Source organism: Cognatilysobacter tabacisoli (assembly GCF_003586305.1).
Taxonomy (GTDB): Bacteria; Pseudomonadota; Gammaproteobacteria; order Xanthomonadales; family Xanthomonadaceae; genus Cognatilysobacter_A; species Cognatilysobacter_A tabacisoli.
Genome location: NZ_KZ987400.1, coordinates 25,965 through 43,289, shown reverse-complemented (window position 1 = coordinate 43,289; position 17,325 = coordinate 25,965). Strand labels below are relative to the sequence as shown.

Genomic DNA, 17,325 nt, shown 5'->3' with positions numbered 1-17,325 from the left:
GCCGCACCGCTGCGGCGCGTCGCGGCGCGTCGCTACTTCGCCCCGGTCGCCGCCGCGCCGGCCGCGGCCTTGGCGAAGTCGCCGGCCGCGTACACGCTGATCGTCTCCGGCTTGACGTGCCTGCGGATCGCGGCGTTGACCTCGTCGACGGTCAGCGCCTTCAGCCGCGCCTCGAACTCGGCGGTCCACGCCATCGTGCGGCCGAGGTAGAGGTTGCGCGCCAGCATCGCCGACACGTTGGCGTCGGCGGCGCGCGACTGGCTGCGCTGGGTCAGCAGGTTCGCGACCGCGTCGGACAGCTCGGTCGCGGTGATGCCGTCGCGCGCCCAGCGCTGCACTTCCTCGTTCATGCCGGCCACCAGCCGCGGCACGTTCTGCGGCGCGGCGATGGCCTGGATGCCGAGGCTGCCGGCGTCGTCGCGGCCGTCGGGGCTGGCGTCGGCGTTCAGCGCGCTCGACACGCCGTAGGTCAGCCCGTCCTTCTGCCGCAGCCGGTCGCCCAGACGCGAGGCCAGCGCGCCGCTGCCGAGCACGTGGTTGGCGACGACCAGCGCCGGGTAGTCGGGGTCGGCATCGCTGAGCGCCAGGTTGGTGCGCGCGACCACGACCGCGTTGGCCTTGTCCGGGGTCTCGATCATCTCGACCTCGGCGGCGACGGCGTTGTGGCGCGTGCGGATCGGCGCGTACGGCTTCGGCGAGGCCCAGCCGGCGAACAGCGTCTCGAGCTGGGCCTTGACCGCGGCCGGATCGAAGTCGCCGACGACCACGATCTCGCCGTTGGCGGTGCCGTAGAAGTCGCGGTGGAACGCGACCACGTCGTCGCGCTTGAGCGCACGCACGCGCGCCAGCGACTCGTCGATCGACTTGTGCGCCAGCGGGTGGTCGCTGGGCCACGGGTCGAAGTGCTCGCCCATCGCCTGGCCGGCGACGGTGCCCGGCTCCTTGCGCGCGGCCTCGAGGCCGGTGATCGACTGCAGCCGCAGCTGCTCGAACTCGGCCTCCGGGAACGACGGGTTGCGCAGCACGTCGGCGGCCAGCGCCAGCGCGTCGGCCAGCGTCTCGCGCTTGCCGCTGAGGTTGATCGACGCCGACTGCAGCCCGCCGGACACGCCGCCGGTGGTCTTGAGCGCCTCCAGCCGCTGCGCGATCTGCTCGCGGCTCAGCGTCGTGGTGCCGCGCATCAGCAGTGCGCCGGCCATGCTGCCCGCCGGGTCCGGGCTGCGCTTGAGCGACTCGACGTCGCCGAAGCGGAACGTGGCGTTGACGACGACGGTGTCGCCGCGCGTGTCCTTCGGCAGCAGCGACACCTTGAGCCCGCTGCCGAGCGTGAACGTCTGCGTGCGCGCGTCGATGTTGGCCGGGGTCGGGTCGAAGGCCTCGCCGGCGGCGACCGCGGCGCGCCCGGTGTAGCCCTTCAGCGCGTCGGCTGGCGCCGGCGCGGCGGTGATCTCGGCGCGCTGCGCGCTGTCGGTCGGGATGAAGCGCGCCAGCGTGCGGTTGCTCGGGCGCAGGTAGGTCGCGGCGACGCGGTTGACGTCCGCGGCGGTGACCTTGGCGATCGCGTCGCGCTGCAGGAAGTACAGGCGCCAGTCGCCGTCGGCGACCGACTCGGTCAGGCCCATCGCGACCGCGTTGACGTTGGTGAAGCCGGTCTCGTAGGCATTGGCGAAGCGCTGCTTGGCCTGCTCGACCTCGGCCCCGGTGACCGGGCGTTCGGCCAGCGACTCGGCCTGGCGCAGCAGTTCGGCCTCGGCCTTGGCGATGTCGGCGTCCTTCGGCGCGACCAGCAGCAGCGTGGCCAGCCCGCGCGTGCGCATCGCGCCGTTGCCGGCGCCGGCGCCGGCGGCGAGCTTGGTGTCGACCAGCGCCTTGTGCAGGCGGCCGGTCGGCGTGTCGCCGAGGATGTTCAGCAGCACCTCGAGCGCCGGGGTGTCCGGGTGGGTCGCCCCGGGCACGTGGTAGCCCAGCGCCGCCAGCCGCACGTCGCCGCTGCGGCGCACGGTGACCTCGCGCTCGCCGTCCTGGGTCGGCTCGTCGGTGTAGTACGCCGGCAGCGGCTGCGCTGGGCGCTTGATCCTGCCGAAGTGCCGGTTGACCCGCGCCAGCGTGTCGGCCGGGTCGATCCGGCCGGCGACGATCAGCGTCGCGTTGTCGGGGCGGTAGTGGGTCCGGTAGAAGCCCTGCAGCCGCTCGATCGGCACGTTCTCGACGTCCGAGCGCGCGCCGATCGTCGAATTGCCGTAGTTGTGCCACAGGTACGCGGTCGAGCGCAGGCGCTGCAGCGTCACCGCGTTCGGGCTGTTCTCGTTGCGCTCCATCTCGTTGCGCACGACGGTCATCTCGCTGTCGAGGTCCTTCTTCGCGACGAACGAATTGACCATGCGGTCGGCTTCGAGGCCGAGCAGCCAGTCCAGCGTGTCGACGTTCTCGGGGAACGAGCCGTAGTAGTTGGTGCGGTCGAGCGAGGTCGTGGCGTTGGCGCTGATGCCGCGCTTCTTGAACTCGCCGGGGATGTCGGCGTGGGTCGGCGTGCCCTTGAACAGCAGGTGCTCGAGCAGGTGCGCCATGCCGGTCTCGCCGTAGTTCTCGTGCACCGAGCCGACGCCGTACGCCAGGTTCACCGTGACCGTCGGCTTCGAGGCGTCCGGGAACAGCAGCACGCGCAGGCCGTTGGCCAGCGTGTACTCGCAGATGCCCTCGACGCACGGGCCGGCGGCCACGCCCTTGGGCGGCGCGACGCCGTCGGCGGCGATCGCCGCGGGCGAGGCGAGGGCGAGGGCGCACGCCAGCGCGAGCGCGCCGGTGCGCAGGGCGCGCGGAAGCGACGGGGAAGACGGCAGCGATGACGGCACGGAAACCTCCTTGTGGATGAGCGGTGGGCGACACTAGCACCCCTTCCAGCGCCCGTGGCCCCGTGACCGACCCGACTGCCGCCGCCGCGCCTTTCACCGCGCACCGCGCCACCGACCCCGCGGCTGGCCCCGACGCCGGCCCCGCGCCCGCGCTGCCGGAGCTGGGGGTGCTGTACCGCGACGACGTGCTGGCGGTGGTCGACAAGCCGGCCGGGCTGATGGTCCACGACAGCGCGCTGGCGCGCGGCGAGACCGACTTCGCCGCCGACCGGCTGCGCGAACAGTTCGGGCGGCCGATCTTCCTGGTGCACCGGCTCGACCGCGCGACGTCCGGCTGCCTGCTGCTGGCGTTCGACCGCGACACCGCGTCGGCGCTCGGCAAGACGCTGATGTCGCACGCATTCGAGAAGGACTACTGGGCAATCTGCCGCGGCTGGCCGGACGAGGCATTCACCGTCGACCACGACCTCGACGGCGGGCCGGGCAAGCCGCTCAAGAAGCCGGCGGTGACGCACTTCACCCGGCTGGCGACCGCGGAGCTGGCGCAGCCGTCGTCCGGCTTCGAGACCTCGCGCTACGCGCTGCTGCTGGCGCAGCCGCAGACCGGCCGCTTCCGCCAGATCCGCCGCCACCTCAAGCACGTTTCGCACCACCTGATCGGCGACACCAGCCACGGCGACGGCCGCCACAACCGCACGTTCCGGATGCTCGGCGTGCACCGCATGCTGCTGCACGCGCGCCGGCTGGCCTTCGCGCACCCGCACACCGGCGTGGCGGTCGAGGCGATCGCGCCGCTCGACGCGGAGTTCGAACGCGCGTTCGACCGGCTCGGCTGGCCGCGGCCGGCGGCATGAGCCACTGCAGGGCCGCCCCGGCCCGTCGCTTCCACCGGCCCGTTGCGGATGGCGCGGGTCGGCGGCGCGGGGGCGGCGGCAGCGGACTGGCTAGAATCGCCCGATGCTGGCCGTAGGCGACGCCCTCGAGATTTCCGACGACGAACTGGTCGAGCGCTTCGTGCGCGCGTCCGGCCCCGGCGGGCAGAACGTCAACAAGGTCGCCACCGCGGTCGAGCTGCGCTTCGACATCGCCGCGTCGCCGAGCCTGTCCGAACCGGTGCGCGCGCGGCTGCTCGCCAAGCGCGACCGCCGGGTGACCGACGACGGCGTGCTGGTGATCAGCGCCCAGCGCTTCCGCACCCAGGACCGCAACCGCCAGGACGCGCGCGAGCGGCTGGCGGCGTTCATCGCTACCGGGCTGCAGCCGCCGAAGCCTAGAATCGCGACCCGCCCGAGCCGCGCCTCGAAGGAACGGCGGCTCGACGCCAAGCGCGGCCGCAGCACCATCAAGCGCGGTCGCGGCGGCCGGGACTGGGACTAGCAGAGCATTCGCGCGGCGCCGAAGGGCGCCGCGATCGCGAGGAGCCGATGGCCGACACCGCCGCACCGCATTCGCCCGACGACCGGGTCCTGCCGCTGCCGCCCAGCGCGCCGCGGGTGCGCCACGGCCGGGCGCTGGTGTGGGTCGCGCGCACGCTGCTGCGGCTGGGGGGGTGGCGGATGGTCGGCGAGTTCCCCGACATCCCGAAGCTGGTGCTGATCGGCGCCCCGCATTCATCCAACTGGGACGGCATCTGGGGGTTCGCCGCGAAGGTCGCGATGGGCCTGGACATCAAGATCCTCGGCAAGCACTCGCTGCTGCGGGTGCCGGTGCTCGGGCCGTTCCTGCGCGGCATCGGGGTGATCCCGGTCGACCGCAGCCGGCCGCAGGGGGTGGTCGAGCAGTGCGCCGCGCTGATCGCCGAAAGTGACAATTTGTGGTTCGGGTTGGCCCCGGAGGGCACCCGCAAGCCGGTCGAACGCTGGAAGACCGGCTTCTGGAAGATCGCGCACGCCGCCGGCGTGCCGGTGCTGCCGGCGTACTTCCATTACCCGGACAAGATCATCGGCATCGGCCCGCCCTTCGCGCTGAGCGACGACATGGACGCCGACGTCGCGCGCATCCGCGCGTGGTACCGCCCGTGGCAGGGCAAGCACCACGGAACCACCTGAACCGCAGGAACGACCGTTCGTCCCCCTTCACGTCCCGCATGGCACGGCATTTGCGTCAATCCGTGCACCACATCACAGTTTTCGGACGTTCCGTTCGGCGGCTAGGCCTCAGGGGGGCCGAATCCAATGCACATCCTCATCACCGGTGGGGCCGGCTTCATCGGCTCGCACCTGGTCGACCTGCACCTGGCCCGCGGCGACCAGGTCCACGTGGTCGACGACCTGTCCACCGGACAGCGCGCCAACGTCACGCCGCACCTCGACCATCCCCGCTATCGCTTCGACGAAGCCGACATCCTGACCTGGGACCGGCTCGATCGCGCCGTGGCGTGGGCCGACCGCATCTACAACCTGGCCGCCGTCGTCGGCGTGTACCGGGTGCTGGCCGAGCCGACCAACGTACTGGCGGTCAACATCGCCGCCTGCGAGCGCCTGCTGCGCGCCGCGCGCGACGGCGGCTGGAAGCCGCAGGTCGTGCTGGCCTCGAGCTCCGAGGTCTACGGCCACAACGACGAGCACGTGCTGCACGAGGACCAGGACCTGGTCGTCAGCTCGCGCGCCGGCACCCGCTGGGGCTACTCGGTCAGCAAGATCGCCGACGAGGCGCTGGGCATGTCGTACGCGCAGCGCTTCGGCATCCCGGCGGTGATCGCGCGGTTCTTCAACACCGTCGGCCCACGCCAGGTCGGCCGCTACGGCATGGTCGTGCCGCGGCTGGTCGGGCAGGCCGTGCGCAACGAGCCGATCACCGTGTTCGGCGGCGGCACCCAGAGCCGCTCGTTCTGCGACGTGCGCGACACCGTCGTCGCGCTCGACCAGCTGGCCACGTTCAGCGGCAACAACACGGTCGTGTGCAACGTCGGCAACGACCGCGAGATCAGCATCCTGGCGCTGGCCGAACTGATCATCGAGCGCTCCGGCAGCCGCTCGCCGATCCTTCACCAGAGCCTGCGCGAGGCCTATGGCGAGGACTTCGAGGACATCCGCCGCCGCCGCCCGAACCTCTCGCGACTGCGCGAGATGACCGGGTTCCAGCACCAATACTCACTGGAGCGCACGATCGACGACCTGATCGCCATCGAACGCGCCCGCATGCAGGAAGAAGGCGATGGCCACCGCACCCTGGTTCGTAATCAGTCCGACCGCGCTGCTTAGCACGATCGGGCTGCTGCGCGGGCCCGATCGCACCGTACCGACCCCGACCGAGGACTGGCGCACCGCCATCGTCGACGTGGTCATCCCGGCGTACAAGGAAGAGGACAACATCGTCCACTGCCTAGCGTCGATCGCGCGGCAGACGCGGCAGCCGCGCCACGTGATCCTCGTCGACGACGGCGGCAAGGACCGCACGGTCGAGCGCGCGCGCGAGTTCGCCGCGGCGATCGGGCTGGACCTGACCGTCATCGAGCGCGCCTCGTCGATCGGCAAGACGCCGACGATCAAGCGCCAGTCGCGCGAGTTCGACAGCGACGTCGAGTTCATCCTCGACGGCGACACCTTCCTCGAGTCGCGCGACTACATCGAGCGCTGCGTGCAGGAGCTCTACCAGGGCGTCGGCATCGCCAGCGCGTGCGGGGTCATCGAGCCGGTGCGCCTGAAGGACCGCGCCGAGTTGGCCCGCACGCCGGAGTTCCAGCGCTGGTCCGGCGCGGCCGAGTACCGCGACGCGCACGCGCAGCGCAGCCTGCCGCGACGCATCGCCTGGTGGATGACCAACGTCTACCGCGAGTGCCTGTACACCTTCCTGCAGCGCTTCGTGTACCGCGGCCAGATGGTGTTCTTCGGCGGCATCACCAACCCGGTCGGCTGCGCGGTCGCGTACCGCCGCCAGTACGTCAAGAACCTGTTCGACCGCTACGAGCCGATCTTCGGGGACGACCTCACCAACTCCGAGGACATCTTCATCGGCTTCGCGCTGAACAACGAGGGCTACCGCAACATCCAGCTGCAGGACGTCGTCGCCCGCACCGAGGAGCCCGAAGCCCAGCGCCTGCCGCGGCAGACCTACCTGTGGTCGTCGTCGTTCCTGCAGAGCTGCTACTACTTCGACCACCTGCTGCGCACGCCGTTCCGGGTGTTCAAGCGGATGCGCAAGAACCACCGAGACCAGCGCAGCGGCGAAGCCCAGCGCGTGGCCGAGATGCGCAAGGTGCAGGAGCAGTACCGCCAGCCGTTCGGCGAGCGCTTCAGCCAGGAGTACGGCCGGCCGATCGGCTGGGCGATGTTCCTGTCGGCGCTGGACAAGATCTTCTTCCCGGCGGCGCTGATCATCATGATGGTCCTGCGCATGTGGGAGCCGCTGGCAGTGACGATCATCGCCGAGATGCTGGTCTCGCTGACCGTGCTGGTCGCCGTCGCCAAGGGCGCGCGGCTGTCGATGCTCGGCAAGGCGCTGCTGGTCACGCCGATGCGCTACGTGCTGATGTTCCTGGACTTGCAAACGATCGGGCGCTTCGCCACCGATCTGTGGATCACGGGGAATCGCAAATGGCGCAAGTAACCGCATCGATCGGCGCGTCCGCGCTGCGCCGCGCCTGCGCCCTGGCGTGCGCGCTGATGGCCGCCGGCACCGCGTTCGCGCAGGAGCCGACCACGCTCGAGGCCGCCCGCAGCGCCGCCGCCGCCGGACGTATCGGCCAGGGCCTGAAGCTGCTCGACCGCCATCTGGCCGCGAACCCGGACGACCGCGCCGCGCGCATCGATCGGGCCCGTTTCCTCGCCTGGCGCGGCGACCACGCCGCGGCGCTGGCGACGCTCGACGGGCTCGGCCCCGACGACACCGAAACCGCCCTGCTGCGCGCGCGGATCCACGCGTGGGCCGGCCGGCGCAACGCCTCGCTGGCGCTCAACGCGCCGGTGCTGGCGGCCGCGCCGGACAACCACGATGCGCAGTGGAACCACGCGTTGGCCTCGCGGCTGGGCGAGCGTCCCGAACAGGCGCTGCCGGCGCTGGCGCAGGTCACGGCCACCCAGCCCGACGGCCGCGACACCCGCGACCTCGCGCGCGCGGTGCGCCTGCCGCTGTTCTCGTCGGTCGGCCTGCCGATCAACCGCTACAGCGACGACGACGACATCGAGATCGATTCGGTCGGCCTCGACGCCAGCGTGCGCGTCTCCGAAGCGTGGCGCCTGCACGCCAGCGGCACCCGGCGCACCCACCGCGCGCCGGTCGGCAACCCCTTCGCGCCGGTCACCGGCGGCGACGAGGTCGACGAGAACCGCGTCGGCGTCGGCGCGACGCTGTCGCTGTCGCCGTCCACCGCCGTGGCCGCACACGTGGTCCAGTCGCGGCTCGACCCGGCCGCGGGCGACCGCACCGCCACGCTTGGCAGCCTCGCGCTGCGCCATCGCGCGTCGGACGAATTCGCGGTCGGCGTGCGCGCAGAGCGCGAACGCGTGGCCGCGTCGCCGCGCGCGATCTCGCTCGGCGTGCTGCGCAACACCGTCGCGCTCGACGCGCTGTGGCAGCCGACGCTGCGCGACCGGATCGGCCTGTACGGCTGGTTCGACGACTACAGCGACGACAACCGCCGCCGCGCGGTGCTGGCCGACTGGCGCCACGCCGTGGTCCGCCACGAGCGCGCGATGGTCGACCTGGGCCTGCAGGCCGAATGGCAGGGCTTCTCGCACGATCCGGGCAACGGCTACTACAGCCCGGACCGCTACACGCGGATCGCGCCGGTGGCGTCGGCCTACCTGCCGTTCGGGCAGGACGCCGGCCTGTACCTGCAGACCTCGCTCGGCGTGCAGCGCGACGAAACGTTCGACCGCTGGAAGCGCGCGGCCAGCGTCAATGCCGAGCTGACGCTCGGTATCTATTCGCGCTGGCAGCTGGTCGGGCGCGCTGCGTACAGCCGCCAGCTCAACGAGTTCGGCCAGTACGAGGGCCGCAGCGTCGGCCTCGAGCTGCGCTACCGCTTCTGCGACCACCGCCGGGCCGAGTGCCCGGCCGCGGCCGAGTAGGGCCCACGCCCCCGGCCACCGGTCGCCCCCTCTCTCGGGGGAGAGCGGTTCCGGTCGCGACGCAACGCCCCCTGAGCGTTCGTCGCGGCCGGCGCCGTCTCCTCCGGGGACCACCGCCCGCCTGCCGCGTCCCGGCGTCTCAGCGTTCGGACTGCCCGGTGGCGTAGTAGTCGGCGCGCTCGAACAGCGCCGGCTGGATCAGCTCGGTGAACGCCCGCGCCTGCGGGCTCAGGAACTTGCCCTTGCGCACGACGACGCCGTAGCTGCGCGACGGGAAGTACCGCGCGAGCGATCGCGCCGACAGCCGGCTGCGGTCGGCCTCGGTCAGGCAGATCGAGGTGACGATGCTGATCCCCAGCCCCATCGCGACGTACTGCTTGATCACCTCCCAGCCGCCGACCTCGAGCGCGACCGTGTACGGCACCCGGTTCTGCTGGAACACCAGGTCGACCAGCCGGTAGGTGGTCAGCCGCTGCGGCGGCAGGATCAGGCCGTACGGACTGAGGTCCTCGAGCCGCAGGTCGGCCTTGTCGGCCAGCGGGTGGTCGCGCGGGGTGATCAGCATCGGCTCGAACCGGTACACCGGCGCGTAGCTGAGGTCGCCGGGTACGTCGAGCATCGAGCCCACCGCCAGGTCGACCGCGTCCGAGCGCAGCAGGTCGAGCCCGCCGGCGCCGGTGACGTTGTGCAGGCTCAGCCGCACCTCGGGGTGCTCGCGGCGGAACGCTTCGACGATCCGCGGCAGCAGGTACAGGATCGTCGAGCTGCCGGCGGCGACGTTGAGCTCGCCGCCGTCGAGCCCGCGGACCCGCTCGCGGAAGGCGGCGTCGAGCGCGTCCAGCCCTTCGACCAGCGGGCGCGCCAGCTCGTACAGCTCCTCGCCCTCGCGGGTCAGGGTGATCCGGCGGCCGCTGCGCTCGAGCAGGCGCACGCCCATCTCCCGCTCGAGCGCCTGCAGCTGCAGCGTCACCGCGGGCTGGCTGAGGTACAGCGCCTCGGCCGCGCGCGAGACCGAGCCCAGCCGCGCGGTCTGGCAGAAGGCCCGCAGCGGCTTCAGGCGGTCGCCCTTGTAGGCGAAGCGGGGGCTCGAAACCGGTCCGGGCGGCATGCTCTGGCCTACATATAAGAGAACCAAATGTGACACATTGAAAAATCTGCTTTGTTAAATACTATGCGCCGCAGCATGGTGGATTCCGGTCAACGTTCCGGTCCCAGGAGTCCACCCGATGTCGGCAGTCATGAAGGAATCGTCCGCCCCCCGCGTTGCCGAGGGCGTTGCCGTGCTGGCCCCCTCGCCGGCGCAGGACGCGCTGCTGACCCCGGGCGCGCTGGCGTTCCTGGCCGGGCTGCACCGGCGCTTCGAGCCGGCGCGCCAGGCGCGGCTGGCCGCTCGGGTCGAGCGCCAGGCGTTCTTCGACGCCGGCGGCCTGCCGGACTTCCGCGCCGACACCGCGGCGATCCGCGCCGGCGACTGGCGGGTCGCGCCGCTGCCGGCGGCGCTGCAGGACCGCCGGGTCGAGATCACCGGCCCGACCGACCCGAAGATGGTCATCAACGCGCTGAATTCCGGCGCCAGCTGCTACATGGCCGACTTCGAGGACAGCACCTCGCCGACCTGGCCGAACCTGCTGGCCGGCCAGCACGCCCTGCGAGCCGCCGTCGCCGGCACCCTCGAGTGGACCGCGCCGGGTCCGCACGGCAAGCACTACGCGCTCAAGCCGTTCGCCGAGCAGGCGGTGCTGATCGTCCGCCCGCGCGGCTGGCACCTCGACGAGAAACACCTGAGCATCGACGGCCGGCCGCTGTCGGCCAGCCTGTTCGACGCCGGCCTGTTCGCGTTCCACAACGCCGCCGCGCTCGCGGCCAAGGACCGCGGCCCGTACCTCTACCTGCCCAAGCTGCAGTCGATGGAGGAGGCGCAGCTGTGGAACGACGTGCTCGACGCGGTCGAGCACGAGCTCGGCCTGGCGGCGGGGCAGATCAAGGTCACCGTGCTGATCGAAACGCTGCCGGCGGTGTTCGAGATGGACGAGATCCTGCATGCGCTGCGCGGCCGCATCGCCGGCCTCAACTGCGGGCGATGGGACTACGTGTTCTCGTACATCAAGACGTTCCGCGCCCACCGTGGCCGCGCGCTGAAGAGCCGGGTGCTGCCCGAGCGCGGCCAGGTGACGATGAGCCAGCCGTTCCTGAAGGCGTATTCGGAGCTGCTGATCCGCACCTGCCACCGGCGCGGCGCGCACGCGATGGGCGGCATGGCCGCGCAGATCCCGATCGCCGGCACGTCGCCGGCCGACGTCGAGGCCAACGCCGCGGCGATGGCGCGCGTGCAGGCCGACAAGCTGCGCGAGGCCACGGCCGGCCACGACGGCACCTGGGTCGCGCACCCCGCGCTGGTGCCGCTGGCGCGGGCGATCTTCGACCAGCACATGCCCGGGCCGAACCAGCACCACGTCCGCCGCGACGACGTGCAGGTGACCCGCGACGACCTGATCAAGCCGTCGCTCGGGACGATCACCCGCGCCGGGTTCGAGGGCAACGTCGAGGTCTGCGTGCGCTACCTCGCCGCGTGGCTCGACGGCCAGGGCTGCGTGCCGATCCACCACCTGATGGAGGACGCGGCGACCGCCGAGATCGCGCGCGCGCAGCTGTGGCAGTGGCTGCACTGCGACGGCCTGTCGCTCGACGACGACACGCCGGTCGACTTCGCCCTGCTCGAGCGCGCGCTGATCAACCTGCCCGCGCGGCTGGGCGACCGCACCCGCCTGCCCGGCGGCAGCCGCATCAACGAGGCGATCGGGATGCTCGACCGCCTGACCCACGCCGACGAGCTGGTCGAGTTCCTGACCCTGCCGGCGTACGCGCGCCTGGACTGACGCCCGCGTCCTTCCGACCCCAGCACCTGCTCCGTTCCGTCCCCACACCGACCTGAAGGAACACCGCCATGACCACCCACACGCTGCCGACCGCCGACCAACTGCGCCACGACTGGGCGACCAACCCGCGCTGGGCCGGCGTCACCCGCCCGTACTCGGCCGAGGACGTCGTGCGCCTGCGCGGCACGGTGCCGGTCGAGCACACGATCGCCAAGCTCGGCGCGCATAAGCTGTGGCGTTCGCTGCAGACCGAGGAATTCGTCAACGCCCTCGGCGCGATGACCGGCAACCAGGCGATGCAGCAGGTAAAGGCCGGGCTCAAGGCCATCTACCTGTCGGGCTGGCAGGTCGCCGCCGACGCCAACATCGCCGGCGAGATGTACCCCGACCAGTCGCTGTATCCGGCCAACTCGGTGCCGCAGGTGGTCAAGCGCATCAACAACACGCTGCTGCGCGCCGACCAGATCCAGTGCGCGGAAGGCCAGGGCGACATCGACTTCCTGCAGCCGATCGTCGCCGACGCCGAGGCCGGCTTCGGCGGCGTGCTGAACGCGTTCGAGCTGATGAAGGGGATGATCGAGGCCGGCGCGTCGGGCGTGCACTTCGAGGACCAGCTCGCGTCGGTCAAGAAGTGCGGGCACATGGGCGGCAAGGTGCTGGTGCCGACCCGCGAGGCGGTCGAGAAGCTGGTCGCCGCGCGGCTGGCCGCCGACGTCATGGGCACGCCGACGCTGATCGTCGCGCGCACCGACGCCGAGGCCGCCGACCTGCTGACCGCCGACATCGACCCGAACGACCGGCCGTTCACGACCGGCGAGCGCACCGTGGAGGGCTTCTACAAGACCCGCAACGGCCTCGACCAGGCGATCAGCCGCGGGCTGGCGTACGCGCCGTACGCCGACCTGGTATGGTGCGAGACCGGCAAGCCGGACCTCGAGTTCGCGCGCCAGTTCGCCGAGGCGATCCACGCGAAGTACCCCGGCAAGCTGCTCGCGTACAACTGCTCGCCGAGCTTCAACTGGAAGAAGAACCTCGACGACGCGACGATCGCCAAGTTCCAGAAGGAGATCGCGTCGTACGGTTACAAGTTCCAGTTCATCACCCTGGCCGGCTTCCACGCGCTGAACTACTCGATGTTCAACCTCGCCCACGGCTACGCGCGCCGGCAGATGAGCGCGTTCGTCGAGCTGCAGGAAGCCGAGTTCGCCGCGGCCGACAAGGGCTTCACCGCGGTCAAGCACCAGCGCGAGGTCGGCACCGGCTACTTCGACACCGTGACCCAGACGATCCAGGGCGGCCAGTCGTCGACCGTGGCGCTGAAGGGCTCGACCGAGGAAGAGCAGTTCCAGGAGAAGGCGGCGGCCTGACCGGGTCAGGCACGCAGCGCCCGCCGCAGGCGGCGCCGGGCGCTCGGCCCGGCGCCTCCGGGCGCATTCGCGAACCGCCCTGCAGCGCTGGCCGGTAGGGCCCTGCGACCGCGTTAGCCCCCTTGAGACTCGGTGCTATCCTGCGCCTGATCACCGTCGGGGGTGTGGGATGAAGGGCGACTTCGCGGCCGCCGGTCGGCTCCGCGAATCCATCGAAAAGACCGTCACCGCCGCCGCCCCCGCGGACCGGGCGGTCGCGTCGTTGACCCCCGCCGAGTACGCCCTGTTCGCCGAGATCGGACGCCGTCGCCGCTGCGACGCAGGCGACGTGCTGTTCCGCCGCGGCGACCTCGGCACCACCATGTACGTGGTCGCCTCCGGCGGCGTCGAACTCGACTTCGGTGAGGACCTCACCGGCAAGCGACTCGGCCCGAACGAATTCTTCGGCGAACTCGGCCTGCTGATCGGCGACCACGCCCGCAGCGCCGATGCCGTCGTCACCGTCGACAGCGTGCTCGTGGAACTCGACGAGGACGAGTTCGACCGCCTGGTCGAACGCGACCCGGCGCTGGTGTCGTACTTCCTGCGCCGCGCGATCATGCGCGTGGTGCTGAACGAACAGGGCCTGATCCGCCGGCTGCGCCGCCGCAACCAGGACCTGCAGACCGCGCTCGACACCCTGCGCGCGACCGCCCACCAGCTCAACCAGACCGAGGCGCTGATCCGCACCGACGAGCTCACCGGCCTGCACAACCGCCGCGGCCTCGCCCAGCACCTGCTCGACCGCCGCCGCAACGGCACCCTCGACGGGCTCGGGCTGGTGCTGATCGACTGCGACCGCTTCAAGGCGGTCAACGACGAGTACGGCCACCTGGTCGGCGACCGCGTGCTGCAGTCGGTGGCCAACATCATGCGGTCGGTGGTCGGGGTCGGCGAGCTGGCGTGCCGGCTCGGCGGCGACGAGTTCTGCCTGCTGATCAAGGCCGACACCCGCGACGAAGTGCTGCGCTTCGCCGAGTTCATCGTCAGCACCGCGCAAAGCCTGATCCAGATGCCGCGCCCGAGCGGCGGCGGCCAGCCGCCGCTGATGTGCACGCTGAGCCTCGGTGCGTCCCTGATCAACGGCGACGGCGACTGGAACGACTGGTACGCGCAGGCCGACGCGGCCCTGTACCGGGCCAAGCGGCTCGGCGGCAACCGCATCGAATGGCAGGAGGCCGTGCCGTCGCCCGCGTGATGCGGGCCAGCGCGCGAAGGACATGAGCGCCGTCCCCCACAGCCCGAACGCACGTCCCGCCGATCCGACCGGCGCGCCGCAGCTGCGGACGATCCTGCTGACCGACCTGTGCGATTCGACCGCGCTGGTCGAACGCCTCGGCGACGCCGCCGCCGCCGAGCTGTTCCGCGCCCACGACACGCTGGTGCTGGTGCTGCAGCAGACCTGGCGCGGCCGCCTGATCGACCGCTCCGACGGCCTGCTGCTGCTGTTCGAACGGCCGATCGACGGGCTCGGCTTCGCGCTCGACTACGTGCGCGGACTGGCCGAGCTCGGCCGCGCGCGCAAGATCGAGCTGCGCGCACGCGCTGGCCTGCACGTCGGCGAGGTGCTGACCTGGCGCAACAGCGACGAGGCGGTGCGGATCGGCGCCAAGCCGCTCGAGGTCGAGGGCCTGGCCAAGCCGATGGCCGCGCGGCTGATGACGATGGCCCGCCCGGGCCAGGTGCTGCTGTCGGCGGTGGCCGAGCCGCTGGCGCACCGCGCCGCGCGCGAGCTCGGCGAGCGCGGCCACCAGCTGCTGTGGAAATCGTGGGGCCGCTGGCGCTTCAAGGGCGTTCCCGAGCCGCAGGAAATCTTCGAGGTCGGCGAGCCCGGGCTCGCGCCGCTGCGCGCGCCGCCGGCGGGGCCGAAGGCGTGGCGCGACATCCCGCTGTGGCGGCGGCCGGCCGCGCTGGCCGCGCAGGCGGCGGTGGTCGGTGGGCTCGCGATCGGCGGCTGGTTCGTGACCCGGCCGCAGCCGGCCATCGCGTTCGGCGACCGCGACTGGGTCGTCGTCGGCGACCTGCGCAACCTCACCGGCCAGCCGCTGCTCGACGACTCGCTGGAGCAGGCGTTCCGCATCAGCCTAGAGCAGTCGCGCCACGTCAACGTGCTCAGCGACCTCAAGTCGCGCGAGACGCTGGCGCGCATGCAGCGCGCGCCGGACACCGCGCTCGATCGCGGCGTCGCTTCGGAGATCGCGCTGCGCGACGGCGCGCGCGCGGTGATCCTGCCGACCGTGTCCGAACTCGGCGGGCGCGTGCGCGTCAGCGCCGAGGTGATCGACCCGCACTCCCAGGCGACCGTGTATTCCGAATCGGCCGACGGCCAAGGCATCGGCTCGACGCTGCAGTCGATCGACCGCGTCACCGCCGCGCTGCGCGGCAAGCTCGGCGAGAACCTGCAGTCGGTCGAGCGCGACTCCGCGCCGCTGCCGCAGGTCACCACCTCCAGCCTCGATGCGCTGCGTGCGTACGCGCTGGGGCAGAAGGCCTACGGGCGGGGCGAGTTCAAGCAGGCGCTGCAGTTCTACGAGCGCGCGACAGCGCTGGACCCGCAGTTCGCGCTCGGCTGGATGGGCCAGATGCGCGTGCGCTATTCGCAGATGGACACTGCCGGCGCGGTGGCGCCGCTGCGCCGCGCGCTGGCGCTGAAGGCGCGGCTGGCGCCGCGCGAGGCGATGTACCTCGACGCGTGGGCCGCCCGCTTCGACGCGCCGGCCGAGGCGACCGGCAAGTGGGTCGAACTGGCGCGGCTGTACCCGGATTTCGCCGCGGCGCAGACCAACGCCGCGCTGTGGCTTGCGGTCGACAACCGGTTCAAGGACGCGCTCGGCTTTGCCCAGGCCGCGGCCACGTCGCAGGGTGTCGACGTCGGCATCGACTACGACGCGATTGGCCGCGCGCACCTGGCGCTCGGCGACTACCGGGCGGCCGCGCGCGACCTCGACCGCGCCATCGCCGAGGGCTACCGCGGTGCGCTGCGCCGTCGCGTCGCGGTCGAGGCCGCGCGCGGCGACTTCGCCGCGGCCGCGCGCTTCGAGCGGCAGCTGCGCAAGGACGACCGGCACACCTACCTGGAGCGCGTCTCGCTCGCGGTCGACCGCGGCGACCTGGCGCAGGCGCGCGCGCTGGCCGCCACCGGCGTCGCGCTGGCGGCCGGCAGCGCCCACGACGCGCGCAGCCTGCAGCTGCCGGCGGCGGTGGTCGAATCGCTGTCCGGCAACCGCCGCGCGGCGCTGGCGTCGACGCGGCGCGTCGCCGACGCCGCGCTCGCCGCGCTGGCCGCCGGGTTCAATCCCGATGCCGAGGCCGACGCGGCGCTCGCCCTCGGCGCGGCGCTGGTCGCGCTGCGCGACGGTGACGACCGGGTCGCGACCGACGTCCTCGCGGCGCTGTCGTCGCGCCGGGACCTCGCCGCGCTGCCGGCGGTCGCCGAGCTCACCACCGTGGTGCGCGCTGAGCAGGTGCGGCTGGGCGGGCGGCCGCAGGTCGCCATCGACCTGCTGACCCCGCTGCTGTCGGGCAACGAGCGCTACCAGACCCGCGTCGCGCTGATGAAGGCCTACCGCGATGCCGGGCAGGCGGACGCCGCGCGCGCGCAGTCCGAGTGGCTGCAGCGCCGCCGCGGCCTGGCCTACGTGGACAACCCGTGCGGCTACTGCCTGCAGGCGCTGAACGTGGCCGACGCGCGCGCGCTGCGCCCGCAGACGGCCGCGGCGTCGACGCGGCCGCCCAAGCCGGCGACGGACAGCCGGGGCTGATCCGCTGACGCGCCCCGCGCGACCGCGCGGGGCGGATGGATCACTTGCGGACGAAGCGGTCCGGGCCGAGCGTGGCGTCGAGCTTCGGCGTCTCCTGCGCGAGCCCGCGCAGCAGCATCGCGCGGATTTCGCCGCGGGCGGCCGCGATCGTCTCCTTCGGCGCGAGCTCCTGGACCTTGCACTCGGCGAACGGCTGCGGCATCGCGCCGAGCGTCTCGCCGCACGCGGTCATCTGCGACGGCGCTTCGGGCTCATGGCCGATCGACGCAAGCGCGGCCAGCGGATCGCGCTGGAAGCGCTCGCGGAACAGGTCGTCGGTGCTGAGCAGGTCGAGCAGGCGGTCGGCAACCGCCGGCGCCAGCGGCGCAGTCGTGGTCTTGATGGTCATCCCCAATGTCCCCTTTTGCTGGCCCGGACGG

The 17,325-nt window shown here is 72.2% G+C and carries 13 protein-coding genes; 10 read left to right on the top strand and 3 right to left on the bottom strand.

Annotation, left to right across the window (positions count from 1 at the left end):
- Positions 1 to 32 precede the first annotated feature (32 nt).
- The gene (locus tag D3A60_RS00185; RefSeq protein ID WP_231120341.1) at positions 33 to 2,852 is read right to left on the bottom strand and encodes a M16 family metallopeptidase; all 2,820 of its coding nucleotides are present in this window, start codon (positions 2,850 to 2,852) and stop codon (positions 33 to 35) included.
- Positions 2,853 to 3,004: 152 nt separating this feature from the next.
- Between D3A60_RS00185 and D3A60_RS00180 the strand changes: the two genes are divergently transcribed.
- The 6 genes from D3A60_RS00180 to D3A60_RS00155 all read left to right on the top strand — a co-directional run bounded on the left by D3A60_RS00180 (position 3,005) and on the right by D3A60_RS00155 (position 8,863).
- Positions 3,005 to 3,706, top strand: coding sequence for a pseudouridine synthase (locus tag D3A60_RS00180; RefSeq protein WP_231120390.1), 702 nt, complete (start codon positions 3,005 to 3,007; stop codon positions 3,704 to 3,706).
- A gap of 103 nt (positions 3,707 to 3,809) precedes the next feature.
- Positions 3,810 to 4,229 carry an alternative ribosome rescue aminoacyl-tRNA hydrolase ArfB gene (arfB, locus tag D3A60_RS00175; RefSeq protein WP_119716720.1) on the top strand — a complete coding sequence of 140 codons (420 nt, stop codon included), beginning with the start codon at positions 3,810 to 3,812 and terminating at the stop codon, positions 4,227 to 4,229.
- 47 nt (positions 4,230 to 4,276) lie between these two features.
- Positions 4,277 to 4,900 carry a lysophospholipid acyltransferase family protein gene (locus D3A60_RS00170; RefSeq protein ID WP_119716719.1) on the top strand — a complete coding sequence of 208 codons (624 nt, stop codon included), beginning with the start codon at positions 4,277 to 4,279 and terminating at the stop codon, positions 4,898 to 4,900.
- Positions 4,901 to 5,026: 126 nt separating this feature from the next.
- The gene (locus D3A60_RS00165; protein ID WP_119716718.1) at positions 5,027 to 6,055 is read left to right on the top strand and encodes an NAD-dependent epimerase/dehydratase family protein; all 1,029 of its coding nucleotides are present in this window, start codon (positions 5,027 to 5,029) and stop codon (positions 6,053 to 6,055) included.
- On the top strand, positions 6,009 to 7,400 hold the full coding sequence (locus D3A60_RS00160; protein ID WP_119716717.1) for a glycosyltransferase family 2 protein: 1,392 nt from the start codon (positions 6,009 to 6,011) through the stop codon (positions 7,398 to 7,400). Before D3A60_RS00165 ends, D3A60_RS00160 begins: the two co-directional genes overlap by 47 nt.
- Positions 7,388 to 8,863, top strand: a complete 1,476-nt coding sequence (locus tag D3A60_RS00155) for a tetratricopeptide repeat protein (protein WP_119716716.1) — start codon at positions 7,388 to 7,390, stop codon at positions 8,861 to 8,863. The genes D3A60_RS00160 and D3A60_RS00155 overlap by 13 nt, the downstream gene beginning before the upstream one ends.
- 139 nt (positions 8,864 to 9,002) lie before the next feature.
- On the opposite strand, the gene D3A60_RS00150 is transcribed toward D3A60_RS00155, so the two are convergent.
- Complete coding sequence (locus D3A60_RS00150) at positions 9,003 to 9,971, bottom strand: LysR family transcriptional regulator (protein ID WP_119716715.1); 969 nt, start codon at positions 9,969 to 9,971, stop codon at positions 9,003 to 9,005.
- A gap of 118 nt (positions 9,972 to 10,089) precedes the next feature.
- Here D3A60_RS00150 and aceB point away from each other — a divergent pair, with 118 nt between their 5' ends.
- From aceB to D3A60_RS00130, 4 genes are all read left to right on the top strand, one after another.
- A complete protein-coding gene (gene aceB, locus D3A60_RS00145; RefSeq protein ID WP_119716714.1) occupies positions 10,090 to 11,739 on the top strand; it encodes a malate synthase A in 1,650 nt (549 codons plus the stop codon).
- A 68-nt stretch (positions 11,740 to 11,807) separates the two neighbouring features.
- Entirely contained in the window at positions 11,808 to 13,106 is a 1,299-nt protein-coding gene (gene aceA / locus D3A60_RS00140; RefSeq protein ID WP_119716713.1) for an isocitrate lyase, read from the top strand.
- A 169-nt stretch (positions 13,107 to 13,275) separates the two neighbouring features.
- Positions 13,276 to 14,343 (top strand): GGDEF domain-containing protein, encoded by a 1,068-nt coding sequence (locus D3A60_RS00135; RefSeq protein ID WP_119716712.1) that lies wholly within the window; start codon positions 13,276 to 13,278, stop codon positions 14,341 to 14,343.
- A gap of 22 nt (positions 14,344 to 14,365) precedes the next feature.
- The gene (locus tag D3A60_RS00130; protein ID WP_119716711.1) at positions 14,366 to 16,906 is read left to right on the top strand and encodes a putative peptide modification system cyclase; all 2,541 of its coding nucleotides are present in this window, start codon (positions 14,366 to 14,368) and stop codon (positions 16,904 to 16,906) included.
- Positions 16,907 to 16,946: 40 nt separating this feature from the next.
- On the opposite strand, the gene D3A60_RS00125 is transcribed toward D3A60_RS00130, so the two are convergent.
- A complete protein-coding gene (locus tag D3A60_RS00125; protein ID WP_119716710.1) occupies positions 16,947 to 17,294 on the bottom strand; it encodes an NHLP-related RiPP peptide in 348 nt (115 codons plus the stop codon).
- Between the last annotated feature and the right edge of the window lie 31 nt (positions 17,295 to 17,325).

Bases quoted from the DNA above. Each gene is read 5' to 3' on its own strand.
- arfB (WP_119716720.1), top strand. From the start codon at position 3,810: ATGCTGGCCGTAGGCGACGCCCTCGAGATTTCCGACGACGAACTGGTC.
- D3A60_RS00170 (WP_119716719.1), top strand. From the start codon at position 4,277: ATGGCCGACACCGCCGCACCGCATTCGCCCGACGACCGGGTCCTGCCG.
- D3A60_RS00165 (WP_119716718.1), top strand. From the start codon at position 5,027: ATGCACATCCTCATCACCGGTGGGGCCGGCTTCATCGGCTCGCACCTG.
- D3A60_RS00160 (WP_119716717.1), top strand. From the start codon at position 6,009: ATGGCCACCGCACCCTGGTTCGTAATCAGTCCGACCGCGCTGCTTAGC.
- D3A60_RS00155 (WP_119716716.1), top strand. From the start codon at position 7,388: ATGGCGCAAGTAACCGCATCGATCGGCGCGTCCGCGCTGCGCCGCGCC.
- D3A60_RS00150 (WP_119716715.1), bottom strand. From the start codon at position 9,971: ATGCCGCCCGGACCGGTTTCGAGCCCCCGCTTCGCCTACAAGGGCGAC.
- aceB (WP_119716714.1), top strand. From the start codon at position 10,090: ATGTCGGCAGTCATGAAGGAATCGTCCGCCCCCCGCGTTGCCGAGGGC.
- aceA (WP_119716713.1), top strand. From the start codon at position 11,808: ATGACCACCCACACGCTGCCGACCGCCGACCAACTGCGCCACGACTGG.
- D3A60_RS00135 (WP_119716712.1), top strand. From the start codon at position 13,276: ATGAAGGGCGACTTCGCGGCCGCCGGTCGGCTCCGCGAATCCATCGAA.
- D3A60_RS00130 (WP_119716711.1), top strand. From the start codon at position 14,366: ATGAGCGCCGTCCCCCACAGCCCGAACGCACGTCCCGCCGATCCGACC.
- D3A60_RS00125 (WP_119716710.1), bottom strand. From the start codon at position 17,294: ATGACCATCAAGACCACGACTGCGCCGCTGGCGCCGGCGGTTGCCGAC.